Annotated in this window: 14 protein-coding genes and 2 pseudogenes; 10 read left to right on the top strand and 6 right to left on the bottom strand. The window is 60.4% G+C overall.

Going from position 1 to position 15,173, the window contains the following annotated elements; all coding sequences use genetic code 11:
* Positions 1-60 precede the first annotated feature (60 nt).
* On the top strand, positions 61-1,353 hold the full coding sequence (gene rhaI / locus EB815_RS32910; RefSeq protein ID WP_056565878.1) for an L-rhamnose catabolism isomerase: 1,293 nt from the start codon (positions 61-63) through the stop codon (positions 1,351-1,353).
* A gap of 98 nt (positions 1,354-1,451) precedes the next feature.
* Entirely contained in the window at positions 1,452-3,191 is a 1,740-nt protein-coding gene (gene ggt, locus EB815_RS32905) for a gamma-glutamyltransferase (protein ID WP_056565880.1), read from the top strand.
* A gap of 49 nt (positions 3,192-3,240) precedes the next feature.
* Here ggt and EB815_RS34210 read toward each other — a convergent pair whose 3' ends face one another.
* From EB815_RS34210 to EB815_RS34090, 5 genes and pseudogenes are all read right to left on the bottom strand, one after another.
* On the bottom strand, positions 3,241-3,576 hold the full coding sequence (locus tag EB815_RS34210; RefSeq protein ID WP_081295188.1) for a hypothetical protein: 336 nt from the start codon (positions 3,574-3,576) through the stop codon (positions 3,241-3,243).
* 288 nt (positions 3,577-3,864) lie between these two features.
* Complete coding sequence (locus EB815_RS32895) at positions 3,865-4,353, bottom strand: hypothetical protein (protein ID WP_056565889.1); 489 nt, start codon at positions 4,351-4,353, stop codon at positions 3,865-3,867.
* A 243-nt stretch (positions 4,354-4,596) separates the two neighbouring features.
* On the bottom strand, positions 4,597-5,037 hold the full coding sequence (locus EB815_RS32890; RefSeq protein ID WP_056565892.1) for a hypothetical protein: 441 nt from the start codon (positions 5,035-5,037) through the stop codon (positions 4,597-4,599).
* A 59-nt stretch (positions 5,038-5,096) separates the two neighbouring features.
* Positions 5,097-5,405, bottom strand: a complete 309-nt coding sequence (locus tag EB815_RS32885; protein ID WP_244493932.1) for a hypothetical protein — start codon at positions 5,403-5,405, stop codon at positions 5,097-5,099.
* A gap of 925 nt (positions 5,406-6,330) precedes the next feature.
* Positions 6,331-6,668: pseudogene (locus tag EB815_RS34090) on the bottom strand (ATP-binding cassette domain-containing protein); the annotation flags it as partial.
* Between the two features lie 719 nt (positions 6,669-7,387).
* On the opposite strand from EB815_RS34090, the gene nodU reads away from it, so the two are divergent.
* Both nodU and EB815_RS33495 read left to right on the top strand, forming a co-directional pair.
* On the top strand, positions 7,388-9,058 hold the full coding sequence (nodU, locus tag EB815_RS32880; RefSeq protein WP_019863201.1) for a nodulation protein NodU: 1,671 nt from the start codon (positions 7,388-7,390) through the stop codon (positions 9,056-9,058).
* A 55-nt stretch (positions 9,059-9,113) separates the two neighbouring features.
* Positions 9,114-9,410: a hypothetical protein gene (locus EB815_RS33495; RefSeq protein ID WP_065005699.1), complete on the top strand. Its 297-nt coding sequence runs from the start codon at positions 9,114-9,116 to the stop codon at positions 9,408-9,410.
* Positions 9,411-10,097: 687 nt separating this feature from the next.
* Here the strand turns inward: EB815_RS33495 and EB815_RS33890 are convergent.
* Positions 10,098-10,280 (bottom strand): hypothetical protein, encoded by a 183-nt coding sequence (locus EB815_RS33890; protein ID WP_223217964.1) that lies wholly within the window; start codon positions 10,278-10,280, stop codon positions 10,098-10,100.
* On the opposite strand from EB815_RS33890, the pseudogene EB815_RS34365 reads away from it, so the two are divergent.
* From EB815_RS34365 to EB815_RS34085, 6 genes and pseudogenes are all read left to right on the top strand, one after another.
* Positions 10,270-10,314: pseudogene (locus EB815_RS34365) on the top strand (hypothetical protein); the annotation flags it as partial. The gene EB815_RS33890 and the pseudogene EB815_RS34365 sit on opposite strands and share 11 nt — an antisense overlap.
* Before the next feature lie 116 nt (positions 10,315-10,430).
* Positions 10,431-10,598 carry a hypothetical protein gene (locus EB815_RS33885; protein ID WP_223217963.1) on the top strand — a complete coding sequence of 56 codons (168 nt, stop codon included), beginning with the start codon at positions 10,431-10,433 and terminating at the stop codon, positions 10,596-10,598.
* A 307-nt stretch (positions 10,599-10,905) separates the two neighbouring features.
* On the top strand, positions 10,906-11,262 hold the full coding sequence (locus EB815_RS32865) for a helix-turn-helix domain-containing protein (protein ID WP_155767353.1): 357 nt from the start codon (positions 10,906-10,908) through the stop codon (positions 11,260-11,262).
* 424 nt (positions 11,263-11,686) lie between these two features.
* Positions 11,687-11,899, top strand: a complete 213-nt coding sequence (locus EB815_RS32860; RefSeq protein ID WP_065005701.1) for a cold-shock protein — start codon at positions 11,687-11,689, stop codon at positions 11,897-11,899.
* 1,641 nt (positions 11,900-13,540) lie between these two features.
* Positions 13,541-13,906 (top strand): transposase, encoded by a 366-nt coding sequence (locus EB815_RS33490; RefSeq protein WP_208863826.1) that lies wholly within the window; start codon positions 13,541-13,543, stop codon positions 13,904-13,906.
* Positions 13,855-14,250: a helix-turn-helix domain-containing protein gene (locus EB815_RS34085; protein ID WP_155765388.1), complete on the top strand. Its 396-nt coding sequence runs from the start codon at positions 13,855-13,857 to the stop codon at positions 14,248-14,250. Before EB815_RS33490 ends, EB815_RS34085 begins: the two co-directional genes overlap by 52 nt.
* The last annotated feature ends 923 nt before the right edge of the window (positions 14,251-15,173 follow it).

Below are 15,173 nucleotides of genomic sequence, written 5' to 3'. Positions count from 1 at the left end.
AAGGTGGCCCGAAGGGCCGGATGAGGGGCAGCGCCAACTGGCATTTGGGAGGAATAGCAGTTGTCCGAAACGATCATTTCCGCCGACGTCGTCGAAAGAAATAACATCGCCCGCAAGGCTGACCTCGAGCACGACTACGCCTCGCTCGGCGAGCGACTCGACCGTCGCGGCATCGCCATCGACGCTATCCGCGACAAGGTCGAGAAATTCGCCGTGGCCATCCCCTCCTGGGGCGTCGGCACCGGGGGCACCCGCTTTGCCCGCTTTCCCGGAGCCGGTGAGCCGCGCGACATCTTCGACAAGATCGAGGATTGCGCCGTCATCAGCCAGTTGACGCAGGCGACACCGACCGTTTCCTTGCACATCCCTTGGGACAAGGCCGACCCGAACCGACTGAAGCAGGCGGCCTCGCGTTTCGGTCTCGGGTTCGATGCCATGAATTCCAACACCTTCTCCGACGCGAAGGACCAAGCGCTTTCCTACAAATTCGGCTCGCTCTCGCATGCCGATGCCGGTACCCGCCGGCAGGCGGTCGAGCACAATCTCGAATGCATCGAGATCGGCAAGACGCTCGGCTCCAAGGCGCTGACGGTGTGGATCGGCGACGGTTCGAATTTTCCGGGCCAGGTCAATTTCGCCAAGGCATTCGAGCGCTATCTCGATGCGATGAAGCAGGTCTATGCCGGGCTGCCCGCCGACTGGAAGCTGTTCACCGAGCACAAGATGTACGAGCCGGCCTTCTATTCAACCGTCGTGCAGGACTGGGGCACCAACTACATCATAGCGAAAGAGCTTGGCGACAAGGCGTTCTGCCTCGTCGACCTCGGTCACCACGCGCCCAACGTCAACATCGAGATGATCGTGTCGCGGCTGATTCAGTTCAAGAAACTCGGCGGCTTCCACTTCAACGATTCGAAATATGGCGACGACGATCTCGATGCCGGTTCGATCGATCCCTACAGGCTGTTTCTCGTCTTCAACGAACTGGTCGATGCCGAGCTTTCCGGCGCCGGCGGCTTTGACCCGGCCCACATGCTCGACCAGAGCCACAACGTCACCGATCCGATCGAAAGCCTGATGCTGTCTGCGGTCGAGGTGCAGCGCGCCTATGCGCAGGCGCTGCTGGTCGACCGCAGGGCACTCGAAGGTTTCCAGGACGGCAATGACGCGCTGATGGCGACGCAGACGCTGAAGGCGGCCTACCGCACCGATGTCGAGCCGATCCTGGCCATGGCGCGGCTGAAAACCGGCGGCGCCATCGATCCCGTCGCCGCCTACCGGGCGGCTGGCTACCGCGCCAAGGTCGCGGCCGAGCGCCCTGCCGTCGCCGGCGGCTCGGGCGGGATTGTCTGACACGCCTGACATCTGAATTGATCCTTCTGGCCCACCATTGATGGTGGACTTGACGGCAGCGACAGGGTCTTCTGGGCACCCCGCCCAGGAGCACCGCCATGCGCCATGTCAGCCAAACCCTGATCGCCGTCAGCCTCTCTTTTGCGTTTGCGACAGCACCGCTTCAGGTGATGTTTGCGGCGTCGCCGGCGCCCGCCAAAGGCGAACACGGCATGGTGGTGACGGCCCAGCATCTGGCGTCGGAAGTCGGCGTCGAGGTGTTGAAGAAGGGAGGCAACGCGGTCGATGCGGCTGTCGCGGTCGGCTATGCGCTGGCCGTCGTCTACCCCAATGCCGGCAATATCGGCGGCGGCGGTTTCATGACCATCCGTTTCGCCGACGGCAAATCGACTTTCCTCGATTTCCGCGAGCGCGCGCCGCTGGCGGCAACCAGGACCATGTATCTCGACAAGGATGGCAACCCCGTGAAGGGCGCCAGCCTTGACGGCTATCTCGCGGTCGGCGTGCCGGGCTCGGTGGCCGGTTTCGAAATGGCGCGCGAGAAATACGGCACGCTTTCAAGGCAGGATCTGATGGCACCAGCGATCGCCTACGCCAAGGATGGCTTCATCCTCGATCAGGGCGATGCCGCCTCTTTTGCCGGCAATGCGGGCCGGCTGGCGAAGGACCCGGCGGCGGCGGCCGCCTTCCTGAAACCTGGCGGCAAGCCCTACGCCATCGGCGAGAAGCTGGTTCAACCTGACCTTGCCGCGTCGCTCTCGGCGATTTCCGACAAAGGCCCCGATGCCTTCTACAAAGGCGCCATCGCCGACGCCATCGTCAAGGCAAGCAGCGCCAAGGGCGGCATTCTGGCCAAGGCCGACTTCGAGCAATATGCGGTGCGCGAACTCAAGCCGGTGACCTGTTCCTATCGCGGTTACGAGATCACGTCCTCGCCGCCGCCGAGTTCAGGCGGTGTCATCATCTGCGAAATCCTCAACGTGCTCGAGGGCTATCCGCTGTCCTATCTCGGCGCCGGCTCGGCCGAGACGGTGCATGTCATGGTCGAGGCGATGCGCCATGCCTATGTCGACCGCAATTCGGCGCTCGGCGATCCCGATTTCGTCGACAACCCGGTCTCGAAACTGCTTGATAAAGCCTATGCCAAGGACATCCGCGACAAGATCGATCCGTTCCGGGCTGGTGTGTCGCAGGACCTGATGCCGAAGGGTTTTGGCGAGTCGAAGGAGACCACGCATTATTCGATCATCGACAAGGACGGCAACGCGGTTGCAGTGACCTATACGCTGAACGGCTCCTTCGGCGCAGGCGTCGTCGCCGACGGCACCGGCATCCTGCTGAACAACGAGATGGACGATTTTACCCAGAAGCCCGGCGTGCCGAACCTTTATGGCCTGGTCCAGGGCGAGGCCAACGCCATCCAGGCGAAGAAGACGCCGCTGTCATCGATGAGCCCGACCATCGTGGCCAGGGATGGCAAGCCGTTCATGGTCATCGGCAGCCCCGGGGGCTCGCGCATCATCACCATCACGCTGGAAGCGATCGTCAACGTCATCGACCATGGCATGAACATCCAGGAGGCGATCGACGCGCCGCGCATCCACCACCAATGGCTGCCTGATACGGTCTATGTCGAGCCGTTCGGACTTTCGCCCGATACCGAAAGGCTGCTGGCGGGCATGGGCTATCACCTTGATCTCGGTGGCCAGACCTGGGGCCAGGCGGCCGGCATTCTCGTTGGAGGCAAGAGCCTGGCGGAAATCGAGAAAGGCGGCGGCGCGCGCTACAATGGCGCCATCGACAGCCGCGCGGCATCGGGGGAGGCTCTCGGATATTGATATCCGGGTAAACCCTTGGACAAGCGCCGGCTCATGGCCGGCCGGGCCGTCAGGTAACCAGCGTGATGGTCGATGCAATCAGCATCAGCGCGGCGATGCCGACGAACAGCGCATAGATGCGCGGCCGGTCGAGCAGAAGCGCGTTTCCCGATATCCAGGCCGAGGTCGCGCCGCCAAGCGCGAAGAGGAACCCGTTGCGATGGCCGAAGGTCATCGACGCGGCCATCAGCCCGCCAATGATCAGGGCGCCGAATACGATGATCACGGCGACCGCGTATTTTTCGAAGTCGTTGCCGCCGCCCATGGCCGGGCCGATTGCATTCAGATTCGGCAGGTCGTCCGGATCGAAAGACCCGTATTCGTCTTGACCGATGGATTCTCGCATCACTCGTTCTCCGCTGACCGGCAACAAACCATCAACACTTGCCGAGTGCAACCCGATCGCACGTTCCTCTCCATGTTGACCGCCGTCTTCAACACGTTCCGGCGGCACTTGTCATCGATTTTTCGGCCATCTGGCTCGAATGCGACACGAGTTCGCGCCCGGGGAACGCCGCCATCTCATTCCATTTGGACCGTGTTCTCGGAAAAAAGATGATGTCGCCGATCAATTCGGCACGCTGAGGGTTCTGCACGGCTGCGGCGGCGAGTCGCAGTACCCGCCATTGCGCCATCATTCCCGTGAAGGGGAGGCGCTCAATCGACGATAGGGGACGCCGTCGAAGCTTGCCGTCACAAAATCGGTGACGGACATCTTGCGCTTGCGTCCGTCGCTGCAGGTGTAAACCGGCCAACCGGCATCGCTGCATTCGCTGGCAGCGCAGATACGTGCCAGGCAGTTGCCGATAGTCAACCGGAAGCCGCCCTTGCCGGCGAAGCCTTGCAACAAGCTGCCGTCCGCCGAGCGCCATGTTCGCGCACGGAATTCCGCCCGCAGAAGCAACGGCTCGAGAGAGACCGCAAGATTGGTTTCGCCCGCACGTCCCGCGAACTGCAGACGGAAGCGCGCCATTGCAGTCGTGTATGCGGTCACGAGGTCCGATTCGCGAAGATAGGAGATCGGCAGGTTGGAGCGGTCAAGCAGATGAGACACACGCTTGCTTGCCTCTACCGGCCCCAGCAAGGCAACAAAGGTAAGAAGGGCGAAGAAAGCTCGCGACATTTTCAGCAGCCATATCGATCCCGGCCTGCCGGTTTGCCCGGTGCCCCCCTGTAACATCCCGCCAATCGTCGCCCTGCGCAAGCCGCTCGGCTAAACGGTCCATAAGGCGGCCGAGTCTGCAATTCGCAAGGCCCCCGAGTTAAAGCGCTCGAAAAAGTGACCCGCATCAAAGAATTGCGCGGGCGATAGCGAGGTACAGCCGGCGTTGCGGCAAGGAGGAGACTTGCCACCAGCCGGGGATCCTCAGCTGGCGCGCGCCGGCGGCAGTTCGAACAGATTGGCGCCGTTCTCCTGGCCGCGCTCGACATAGCCGATGACGCTAAACCACCTGGCGACGTCGGGGCCCTGCAGCCAGCTGCGTGAGTGGATGGGAAGGTTGCCGGCGAGCGCCTGGATGTGGCGGATGTGCCGCTTGCAGAAACGGACGGTCGAGGCGCGGAAGAAATCCTCCTGCGCGGCAAACAGCGTATCGGCGGCGTCGCTGTTCTCATGCCAGGCGATGATCGCCACGGCCTTGTCGCCCTCGACAAGCGCGTGCGCACGGCCTTCCTTCAAATTCATCATCAGATTGTCGTAGGCGATCTTGCTGTCCTTGCCGGCCGCCGCGTATTCGTCCGACATCCGCTTGGACAGGCCATGGAAGACATCCTCGAGATCCCCAAGCGTCGCTGCACGTGCTCTCATATCACCTCCTGCAGCCCCTCCGGGAAGTTTGCCCTAAGGATGGGGGATCACCAAGCAAATCAATTCCACTGAAGGGCCGAGTAGAGCAAAGTCATTTCGTCTGGCGAGTCGCGACGTCGCTGATTTCGGCCGATCGGCTGGAATGGGCCGCAGGACGATGAAGTGAGTTGGTAGATGGTGGCCGGAGGCGGATAGGGCCCGGAAGCAAGCCTGTGCGTTGATTTGAGAGACGAATGGGATTCGTCGTGAAAATCGCGCTCTCGCATCACCTCGATGAACTCCTTGGCGCGCTCGTAGCGCGTTTCGTGGTCGTCCAGTGTGCAGAAGTTGAAGTTGTGCGCTTTTTTCTCGCCGGTCGATGTCACCACGTTCCAGCTGGCTCTGCCGTTGCTGATATGATCGAACTGAGTGCACAACGTGATTGAAAAACGGCACCAAGCCAGGAATTTGGGTGTTCACCCTACCAATTGCCGAAATACACTAGGTGGCTGGATACCATCAAGAATACCAACACCGAGAGAGAACCTAGAGAGAGTTGTGACAGGCGCAATGGTTGTGTCAAAACTTATGACGAAAAACCAAGTTGCGAGAGGAAAATACAATTTAAAGCTGATGGTGCCCAGAGGCGGAATCCAAGCAAAGCAAATTTGACTTTAATTTTCAAATGCCTGGGGTCGCGGACCGACGGCGTTAACCAACAGACATACCAATAAAATATTTCTGTGGATTGGTTCGGTTCCCGAACATTACAAACTGCCCCGGACCTCCTCTCAGAAACCGATCGCTGTTCTAATGAACCTTAGCCAAGACTGGATCGTCCTCTCGATCACGCCCATAGCGCCGTGATCGTCTGAGGCGATCAAACTCGGGTTTTCGCCGGAAACTGCGCAATGCGAGACTCAAAACAATAAGGCAGGTCAAGTCATTTGAATCACTTGAGTCTGTTCCCCGGACAAACCTGCCGGCGGCGGAGAGAGCGTCTTTCGAGCTGACCTCCACGGCCAGTGGCCGTCTTGCGGCAGCTCGCTTGCCCTTTCCACCGGAGCTTCGGGGAGGGGAGGGGGAGGGCGTTGCGCCGCGGATATTGGCAGCGTTGGTAACCGATTGCTGATGGGCAGCCCTCTGCCTATTGCCCAAATGTCCGGTACAAACCGTCACCTCAGTCTCCTCTTCGCGGCAAAGCAACAGCTCCGGAGCCCTGCACGTACAGCCACGGTCTGCATCGTTGGATACGGTGCCGACCATCTGGCAACCCAAACAAGCCCCGCACTGGGTCGATGCGCCGGGGCTTTGGCCTTGCGGCAGATATCCAATATGACGGCCCAACGCTTCCCGGTCCCATTGGTCGAGGCTTGCGCCGTCGATGCGAACCTTTCCGGCGGCCGGGGCCATGCGCCGACAGTAGCGCGCGAGAGCGTCGACTTGCCGGAACCCGATGCGCCGATGACGCCCAGCGCGCTTCCCGCCTGAATGGCAAACGCAAGGCCGGTCTCGGTCGGCTTGCTTTCGCCGGGCGGAAAGATTGTCACGCCCTCGACGCGCAGTTCGCGTTCAGGTGCAGGCATAGGCATGACAGGAGCAGTTTCGGGGATCTTTGCCAGGGGGTCCAACAGATCGCGTTTGAGATTCCATCCGTCTCCTCATGCTCCATTCTCCTGGGTCCCTTACAGACCCGGGTTCGAAGCATGCTAGATGGCACATCTGACGCTAGGGAGCGGCCGCGCTTGTCGATGCGGTCTATCCCAGCCGAGGGGCGCCGGGTCGATATGCCGATAGAACAGGCGCGCCTCGATTCGACTCGAGTCAGGCTTGGGCCAATCGGGCGCAATCGCCGCCTTGATCGACTATGAAAAGGGCGCAGGGAATGCCGAAATAGTAGGCCTGCAGATGCCGCAGGAAGTCGAGATGCCTGCTCCCCCGCAAAACGATGGCGTCGTAGTCGTCGCAGGCCGCGTCGTGCCGCGGCGTACCAACTTCGCTCGTGACTCCAAATCTGCGGAAGCCTCTCTGAATCACACTAACCTGTGACAGACCACCAATTATACGCCGTCGTTCACCTGAACTGCCCTGCGGTCACCGCTGCTCCTTCACGCTGAAAGTGCGGTAAATCGAGGTGCCCAACTGAGCCCCCATCAGTGCTCGACGAGGAAGAGTATGGTTGGGTTAGACGCCTGTTGGGCATGGGCCGCATATCCACCCCATGAATGCACTCAATCCAAACAATCAAATTTACCGATCCGTCAAGATGCTGCATAGCGCATTAATTGAAAGCGCATGTCCCGTGCTTTCGCGCTCACGTTTTCCGGATTGTTCTACATTTGTGCCACGCTAACCTTGACAGGGCTCTATTATGCGCATTTGCGGTATCAAGCTAACGCACGACGGGGCGATCGCTGTCGTCGAGGACGGCCGATTGATCTTTTGCATCGAGCAGGAGAAACTCAATAATAACCCACGATACCAATCCATTGATCGTCTTGAAACGATTACTGCCGCCTTAGCGGAACATGGCCTCGATCCGCGCGATATTGACCGGTTCGTCATCGATGGCTGGGACGGTGAGATCGAATCGGAATTCCAGGTTGTCAGTGAGGGTGCCCCGGTCACTCTCCACGGGGCACCATATGTAGAGCGGGACGCTAATGGTCCCCTGACAGCCTATCACAGCTCGGGCCTCATGCTCGGCGGCGGGGCATTTCCTTATGAAAGCTATCCGCATGTCATTGGCCACGTAGCTTCCGCATACTGCACCAGCTCATTCGCCAAAGCAAAACAACCCGCCTTTTGCCTGATATGGGACGGCTTCATCTTCCCGCGGCTTTACTACGTGGAACCAAGCGGAGTCCGGTTTGTCAGATGCCTGTTTCCGATTATAGGCCATGCCTACGCCGCAGCGGGCCAACACTTCGGTCCCTATAGACAGGAAGTGCGGACCGGCTGGAATCTAGATATAGCCGGCAAGCTGATGGCCTATATCGCGCTAGGGGCTGTTCACGAAAATATCGTCTCTATATTTCAAGAGCTTTATAACGAACACTTCGCCGGCGACACAAAGATTGGCCTCGAATACAGGAGCAGCAGCCGCTGCGAAGACGCGCTACTCGCAGCTGTGCATGGTTTCTTCGATGTAAGCGCGTCGCGCCTAGTCGCCGAGAGACCCGAGGACATACTTGCTTCATTTCATGCCTTTCTCGAGCGCCTTCTTGTTCGCGAGATGACAATCGCGCTGCGGCAGTCGGTTCCCGGGACGCGAAACCTGTGCATCGCCGGGGGATGCGGGCTGAATATCAAATGGAACAGTGCACTTCGCGCGAGCGGTTTGTTCGATACAGTCTGGGTACCTCCGTTTCCAAACGACAGCGGGTCGGCGATCGGTGCTGCTTGCTGCGCCCTAGCCGCCGACAAAGGCTTCGTCCACCTCGATTGGTCGGTCTACAGCGGGCCAAACATGAACCATGGCTCCGTGCCCCCTGGATGGCATGCTGCTCCATGCAGCTTAAAAGAACTTGCCAACGTGCTCGCCGACGACAAGCCTGTCGTTTTCCTCTCAGGCCGTGCAGAGCTTGGTCCACGTGCGTTGGGAGGCAGAAGCATCCTGGCGGCCGCGACTTCGCCGCAAATGAAGAACCACCTCAACAACGTAAAAGGTCGAGAGCACTTCCGGCCGGTAGCGCCAATATGCTTGGAGGATCGTGCTCATGAGATATTCGAACCCGGCACGCCGGATCCTTACATGCTGTTCGATCATCGAACACGTTTGGAGTGGAAAGAGAAAATTCCGGCAATCGTTCATCTCGACGGCACTGCGCGATTACAGACAGTTTCTAGAAAATCTGATCACCCAATTGCAGAGCTCCTGGTCGAATATGAGCAACTCACTGGGATTCCGCTGCTCTGCAACACGAGTGCCAACCTTAACGGGCGTGGGTTCTTTCCGGATGCCGCGGCAGCCTGCGAGTGGGGACGGGTGGACCACGTTTGGTGCAATGGGCTGCTGTTGACCAACGTGAAAGGTACATGACCGGTTGGGCACCTGACCGTCCGCTTCCGCCTGAGGGTTACGTGCGTGTGGCCGAATGGCGAATGATCCCTATGAAGGTAGTTTTATGAGATTGTATGCGAAAATCTTTGCTGCAGCGGGAGCGTTGCTCGCTGCCTGGCCGGTCATGGCCAATAACGCGGTTGTGGGTGAACCGGTGTCCTACAATCCCGATTTCTCTTTCGTCGGCGGCGGCCTCATCATTGACATCGAGGCCAACGAGCTAGTCCGGCAGGAAATCTTCCTGGCGGGCTCCGTCGAATGCTTAGCATCTCGACAGCTTTGGCGGCTGGACCTCGTATCTTGCCGCTGGACGAGCCAGAGGCCGGTTTAGACGCGACCGAAGACAGCCGAGGTCACCGGCAAGCGAGAAGCTTAGATATGCGATCCGTGATCCGTCTTTGTGACCGGACCACGGTCTTGCATTTCGGCTGCGTCCTCGCTGAGGGGACACAGGCAATGCGCTATCGACGAGTTGAACTTCGGCGCGAAGATCAGTGGCGTCACGCCGCCGACGTGGGCAGCAATGGCGTGGGCAAGACCAGCTTGATGAACACTATCTGCGGCTGGTGAAGCCATCGCAGGCGAGATCAGATTGGAGGGGGAGTGCATGGACGGCATGCCCCCTGATGAGGTCGTGCGCCGAGGTAATTCGCTTGTCCCCGAGGGCTGGGTACTGCTTCCGCACCTCTCGGTGCGCGAGTTGCCCGTGCCGCTATGGCGTTCATCGCCAACTCACGCGCCTCGGCCATCGGTGCGACGTAGTGGCCCCGACGCGAGTTCGCGGGAGCCTGGCCATCGGGTTAGACGAACCGTCGCGACGCCACCAGGCCCGCTCGCCTCATCGGGCCGGAGAGTTGACCCCGTCTGGGTGCCCGACGCCGATCATGAAGCCATGCGCGACCTGATCCGGCTGCGCAGCCGTCGTGCGACAAGTGGTGACGCGAGCGCGCCAACATCTTCAAGGATTTCTGCTCCGTCACGGGCGCTAGCATGAGCGCGGGAGGGCCTGGCGAAAGGCTTATCGGCGATGGCTTCGGCCCTCGACCATCCCGCTCAGCAGGTCGCATTTCAGGACTATGTCGATGCCGTCATGGATGCGGAACGGCGCCTGCAGCGCCCCGTTCGTTGACGCTTTGCAGGCGATGCGCGGCATCGCGGTGATTAATGCCCTGTGCCGGGCGCGGAGGTCGGTGAACTTCACACGCTTCTCAAACCCACGCCAGCTCATGGCCTATTTCGGCCTGGTCCCCGGAGAACAATCGAGTGCTGAGACCGTCTGGCGCGGCGGCATCACCGAGCCGGCAATACTCATGCCCGGCGCGCGCTGGTCGAAGGCGCCTGGGCTTACCGGATGGGAGCGCGCATCGGCCAGCATAAGGTCGACCGGATCGAGGCGCTGCCGAAAATCGTTCGCGATATCGGGTGGAAAGCGCAAGTTCGACTGTGCACCCGAAATCGTCGGCTGAGCGCGCGCGGCAAGAATGCGATCCGCGCCAAAGGCGGCGTGACCACTATTTGACAGACCGCCAGCAGAGGAGACCACAACACGGGATCAGCCTCGGCGCGATACGCGGCGCTGGAGGCGCGACAATGCCGGGGAGCTCACTATCAGCCTCGACGCTCGCCACCTAGACAGAGGCAGCCCCAAACGAAACCAGGTCATGCGGCCCGACCCGCGGCCTCTTGCACCTCACATCCGCCGTACAAGTGCCTCATGCCCGCCGATCGGATCGGCGGGCATGAGAGTGGATTGATCGGATCAAAAAAGGTCCGATTTTGGGATTCCGTTTGCGGTGTAGCGTGTGAGTTTGATGCATCCCCATGGCATGTCCCTCAACGGCTCGGCCAGCGATCGTCGGCGCTTGCAAGTGATCGTCGCGGACCCTGGAAGCCTAGAAGGCGTGATGAGCGGCGATGGTCTGGGCACCTCGGCAATCATGGCCGAGACCGACAAGTCCAAGACCTCTGTCTGTCGCTCGCAGGAGCGGTTCATGCGCGAATGCTTCGATGGACTGCTCCGCGACCGGTCCCGTTCGCCCGGAAGGGCGCCGGTCCCGCCGAAGCACGTCGCCGAGATCGTCCGCCTGACGCAGGCGACGCCGCCGCATGAGGCGGCCCATTGGACGCTGCGCGCGATGTCCACGGTCGCCGGCATTGAAGCGTCGACGGTGCAGGGTATCTGACATTGTCGGACATCTGACATCGCCGAATGGGAAGTGCTTGCCACTTGAAAGGTTGCTAGGTGAACCATCCGTAGGCGAGCGACGAATATGATGGCGTTAGCGCGCGCCCGTAGTCGCTGTGTCGTCAGCGTACCCTTGCTCAAGTCGGTAGATCGCAGATCCCGTGATACGACTCCAAAACCAGCGATAGACGCGGTTCTGCGATCTTTTTTCGGAGCGTTGCAGGAATCGCTTGTCTTTTGGGCCATTCGAGCTCCAGCGCGAGATGCTTGGGGCGACAGGCGATCATGAGCCTTGCGCGCCGGGTTGCGATTGGACTGGGCTTTTGCAATTTCTCGCTTTTGCTGCCCCTAAAATCTCGGTATGAAGCGGGCGGACTGGCTTATGGCCTGCCCGCATCGAAATGTTTACAAGGAATACGACTATGGCGACCGGAACGGTGAAGTGGTTCAACAGCACCAAGGGATTTGGATTTATCCAGCCCGACAATGGCGGTCGGGATGTTTTCGTCCACATTTCTGCTGTCGAACGCGCAGGCCTCTCGACCCTCACCGACGGCCAGAAGATCAACTATGAGATCGAACAGGACCGCCGTACTGGCAAGTCCTCCGCTGGCAGTCTCAGCAAAGCTGGCTGAACTTTTCTGCGTCTGCCCGACAAGAGCCGGGCAGACGTGCCACTGACTCCGATAAGAGCGGGCAAGAACATGGATCCTACGCAGACCGGGGCAGCAGATTGTGGGAAGCTGTTATTTCTACTCCAGCAGATTCTTCTGTAGAAGATGCCGACGGCAGCTGCGCGCATCAGAACGAATCTGGAGAGATGAGACCACGCTGCGACTTCTTGCGGATCCCGGTCCCTTCGCCGCTGAATGCTAATAGCTCGCGGCGCGTTCGCGTTCCGATCTGATGGACCTCGTCATCACCTACCATAGCCGACTACCGCGACAGTAATAATACTTCGTCCGATGAGGTCTCACGGACCCAAATGTCCACTGCGCTCCGGTTTTCGAAACCATCATCATATGACTCGCCAGAGCGAATTTCGAAACAGTCTTTGAGAAGCCATTGCTGTTGGAGTTGTCGCAAGAGTGGATCGGAGCGCTGCGCAGCTCACCTCTCGAGGGTCACTTCAGCAGCCCCTGCATACGACACCGTCCCGCACAACACTCCCCTGCACCGCAGCGATCTCCAGAAAATCGGGTGAAGGCGAAGAGGCGCTCGCCGGCCTCTTCCAGGCTTCGGCCACCGCCCAGCACTTGAGCCGCCATATGCGTAGGACCTGCGGCCGTCGTACGGGCAGCGTTATTGATATTCATCCGCTTCGTAGCTTCGACCGCAATCTAACCATCTTAGGATATGTTCCTTTCGAAAAGCTGGCGAGTCGAAGAGCCAATCACGACCGTCATTGGCGTCGCACCTGATTTCCTTCAGACATGCAAGGTGGTTCGATCCGGCACCGACCGTTAAGCGGGGGGCTGTTTGAGCCGATGCCGGACCGAACCGTCTGGGGCAACGCCGGCTTTCTCGTGGGAGATTGCGATAATGTCGGGGCTAAAAGGTGGCGATAATGTGTCACGGAATCACCGATTCCAACACGCGCTTCGAAAATGTGACTAGGCGGTTGGAAGCGGCACAGAGCAGCTGGCTTTGCTAGAGGTCTGCAGTTCGGCCGCGAAAGTGCTACTTTGGCTATGGTAGAAAGATTGATGCAGCGCGACAATCAAGGGTTCTTCCGCATATTTGGTGCAGATTGCGGGATTCACGGACGGTGCGAATAAGTTCATAGAGTCGGAATCGCAGTTGACGCCGTGATTTGCCCGCGCTCCATGCCTTCCGCTCGCTGATTTCGCCCGAGCTTTCGATTGTCCAAATTCTTCCGCAGGCTGACAGGGCGGTGCTCGTCGCTCGGCCGAAGGCAATGGAAACGTGCTTCCATGTTGCGGCCGCCGAACCGGCCGCGTCCACAGTCACTACATGCGCCGGTTGACCGATCTGCCGTGGCAGGGGCGGGTTGTCGAAATTCGGCTCCACGCACGACCGTTTCGATGCGCGAATTCACAATGCCCGCGCCGGTTCACCGAGAGGCTTCCTGAGACGGTTCAGCCGAAAGCCCGGCGCACGGTTCGGCTCGGCGAAAGCCATCTGGCGATCGGCTTCGCTGTGGGTGGCGAGCCGGGCTCGCGCCTGTCGGACAAGCTCGCCATGCCGGTGAGCGGCGACACGCTGTTGCGGATGGTCCGCGCGGCCGGGTATTCGAGCCGCCGCAAGCGCCGCGGGTGGTTGGCATCGACGACTGGGCCTGGCGCAAAGGACAGCGCTACGGAACGATCATCTGCGATTTGGCGCGCGACCGCGTGCTGGATCTATTGCCGGATCGAAATGCCGGCACGGTCGCATCACGGCTTAACGCCATCCTGGCATCGAGGTCATCGCGCGCGATCGTGCCGGCGTTTATGCCGAGGGCGCCCGTCGCGGTGCTCCCGATGCAACGCAGGTCGCCGACCGCTGGCATCTTCTCCAGAACCTGGGCGAAGCGTTGCGTCTGGCCGTCGGTCGCCATCGCAAGGCGGTCAGCGCCGCCGGAAAGGCCATGGCGTCCGAGATGGCCGGAAATGCCGAAGCCGAGCCGGAACCACCGGTAGAAACTTCCCCGAAACTTGATTGCCTGCGCCAGTCGAGGCGCAACCAGCGCAGCGAGTTCTATGCTGAAATCCTTCAGTTGCGGGAGGCCGGTCTATCGCCGCGACAGATCGCGCCCCGGATTGGCATGAACGTGAGAACTGTCGAACGCTGGCTTGCAGCGGGCGGTGAGCCCGAGCACCGGCGGCCACCTTCGCGCTCGGTTCTCATGGATTCTTTCCAAGAGTATCTCGAAGGGCGCTGGGAGGAAGGCCAGCGCAACGGGTTGCAGCTGTGGACCGACAGGGGGCCATCAGGTGCTCCGCGAGGAGGGCAAAGGTCAAGACTTCGTCGCGATTGTGAATGAAATCATGCCGGGGTCGCGGTCAGCCCGAGCAGGTGACTCGTCGCGATGGCGGTCGCCACGCCACTGCGCCGGCTTTGCCAGGAGCTGATTACGCTGGTGGCCCGAGCTATCAGCACCGGCACCGCGGAGACGCCGTGGCAGACATTCTACCGTTCGATCTCATCTGCTGAAGATATACGAAACTGAGGGAATTCTATCATGAGCGCCGAGTTTCCTTTCGCGGATGAAAGAAAGCTCGATTGACTCTCCCGCCCCATTCCGGTCTCGTGAATCAACGTGCGGTTGCGGCGTGCAGAAGTCAGTCGAAGATCGCGATTCATGAGAGGAAACCCATGCGCCAAGCATCGCCCCGATGTGCACTCGACCACGTCGCGGCGCCCCGACTTACGGTCACGGCGTTTTTCGCGCTTGCCGCGTTCCGCGGCGCGTGGAAGAGCGGACCGGGCAACATGGTGCTGTAAGTGGGTCCGGTGATGCCAGCCAGGCCGGCCACGTCGCCGAATGAGGCTGCTCCCTGGGCCGCCGCTACGGCCCCGCCCGTCGTCAGCGATCAGGCACCACTGGGCTGCCAGCGCGGCCTCTTAAAGGTGCGAGTATGTCAAATCGCGAGCGTGCTATCGGGGCCGTGGAGAGATGTGGCTCGCTGCAGGCAAAGGCGGCGCCTCCTGGGACTGACGCCGCGCCAGACTGGATACACGCTGAGGAAATACGGCATCAAGATCAAGCGTCCTTGAAAGGCCGACCGAGGCAAATATCAGTGACAAATCAAGCGTTGGTGGTTTGGCGGAGCCTTGGCCCGATGACGAGTGGATGCGGATCTGAGCGTCGGCCGGTTCGACCCGGGAGGACAGCCCGCCCGCCCTCACGGGGTCAATGTGCTGACAAAGGCGGTGTGAACGCACCGTCGGTCGTCCATGTGCTCT

Source organism: Mesorhizobium loti (assembly GCF_013170705.1).
Classification (GTDB): Bacteria; Pseudomonadota; Alphaproteobacteria; order Rhizobiales; family Rhizobiaceae; genus Mesorhizobium; species Mesorhizobium loti_D.
This window is presented reverse-complemented; position numbering and strand designations above follow the sequence as displayed.

Excerpts from the sequence above, each read along its gene's own strand:
- ggt (WP_056565880.1), top strand. The coding sequence starts at position 1,452 with ATGCGCCATGTCAGCCAAACCCTGATCGCCGTCAGCCTCTCTTTTGCG.
- EB815_RS34210 (WP_081295188.1), bottom strand. The coding sequence starts at position 3,576 with ATGCGAGAATCCATCGGTCAAGACGAATACGGGTCTTTCGATCCGGAC.
- EB815_RS32895 (WP_056565889.1), bottom strand. The coding sequence starts at position 4,353 with ATGTCGCGAGCTTTCTTCGCCCTTCTTACCTTTGTTGCCTTGCTGGGG.
- EB815_RS32890 (WP_056565892.1), bottom strand. The coding sequence starts at position 5,037 with ATGAGAGCACGTGCAGCGACGCTTGGGGATCTCGAGGATGTCTTCCAT.
- nodU (WP_019863201.1), top strand. The coding sequence starts at position 7,388 with ATGCGCATTTGCGGTATCAAGCTAACGCACGACGGGGCGATCGCTGTC.
- EB815_RS33495 (WP_065005699.1), top strand. The coding sequence starts at position 9,114 with ATGGCGAATGATCCCTATGAAGGTAGTTTTATGAGATTGTATGCGAAA.
- EB815_RS33885 (WP_223217963.1), top strand. The coding sequence starts at position 10,431 with ATGGGAGCGCGCATCGGCCAGCATAAGGTCGACCGGATCGAGGCGCTG.
- EB815_RS32865 (WP_155767353.1), top strand. The coding sequence starts at position 10,906 with ATGTCCCTCAACGGCTCGGCCAGCGATCGTCGGCGCTTGCAAGTGATC.
- EB815_RS32860 (WP_065005701.1), top strand. The coding sequence starts at position 11,687 with ATGGCGACCGGAACGGTGAAGTGGTTCAACAGCACCAAGGGATTTGGA.
- EB815_RS34085 (WP_155765388.1), top strand. The coding sequence starts at position 13,855 with ATGGCGTCCGAGATGGCCGGAAATGCCGAAGCCGAGCCGGAACCACCG.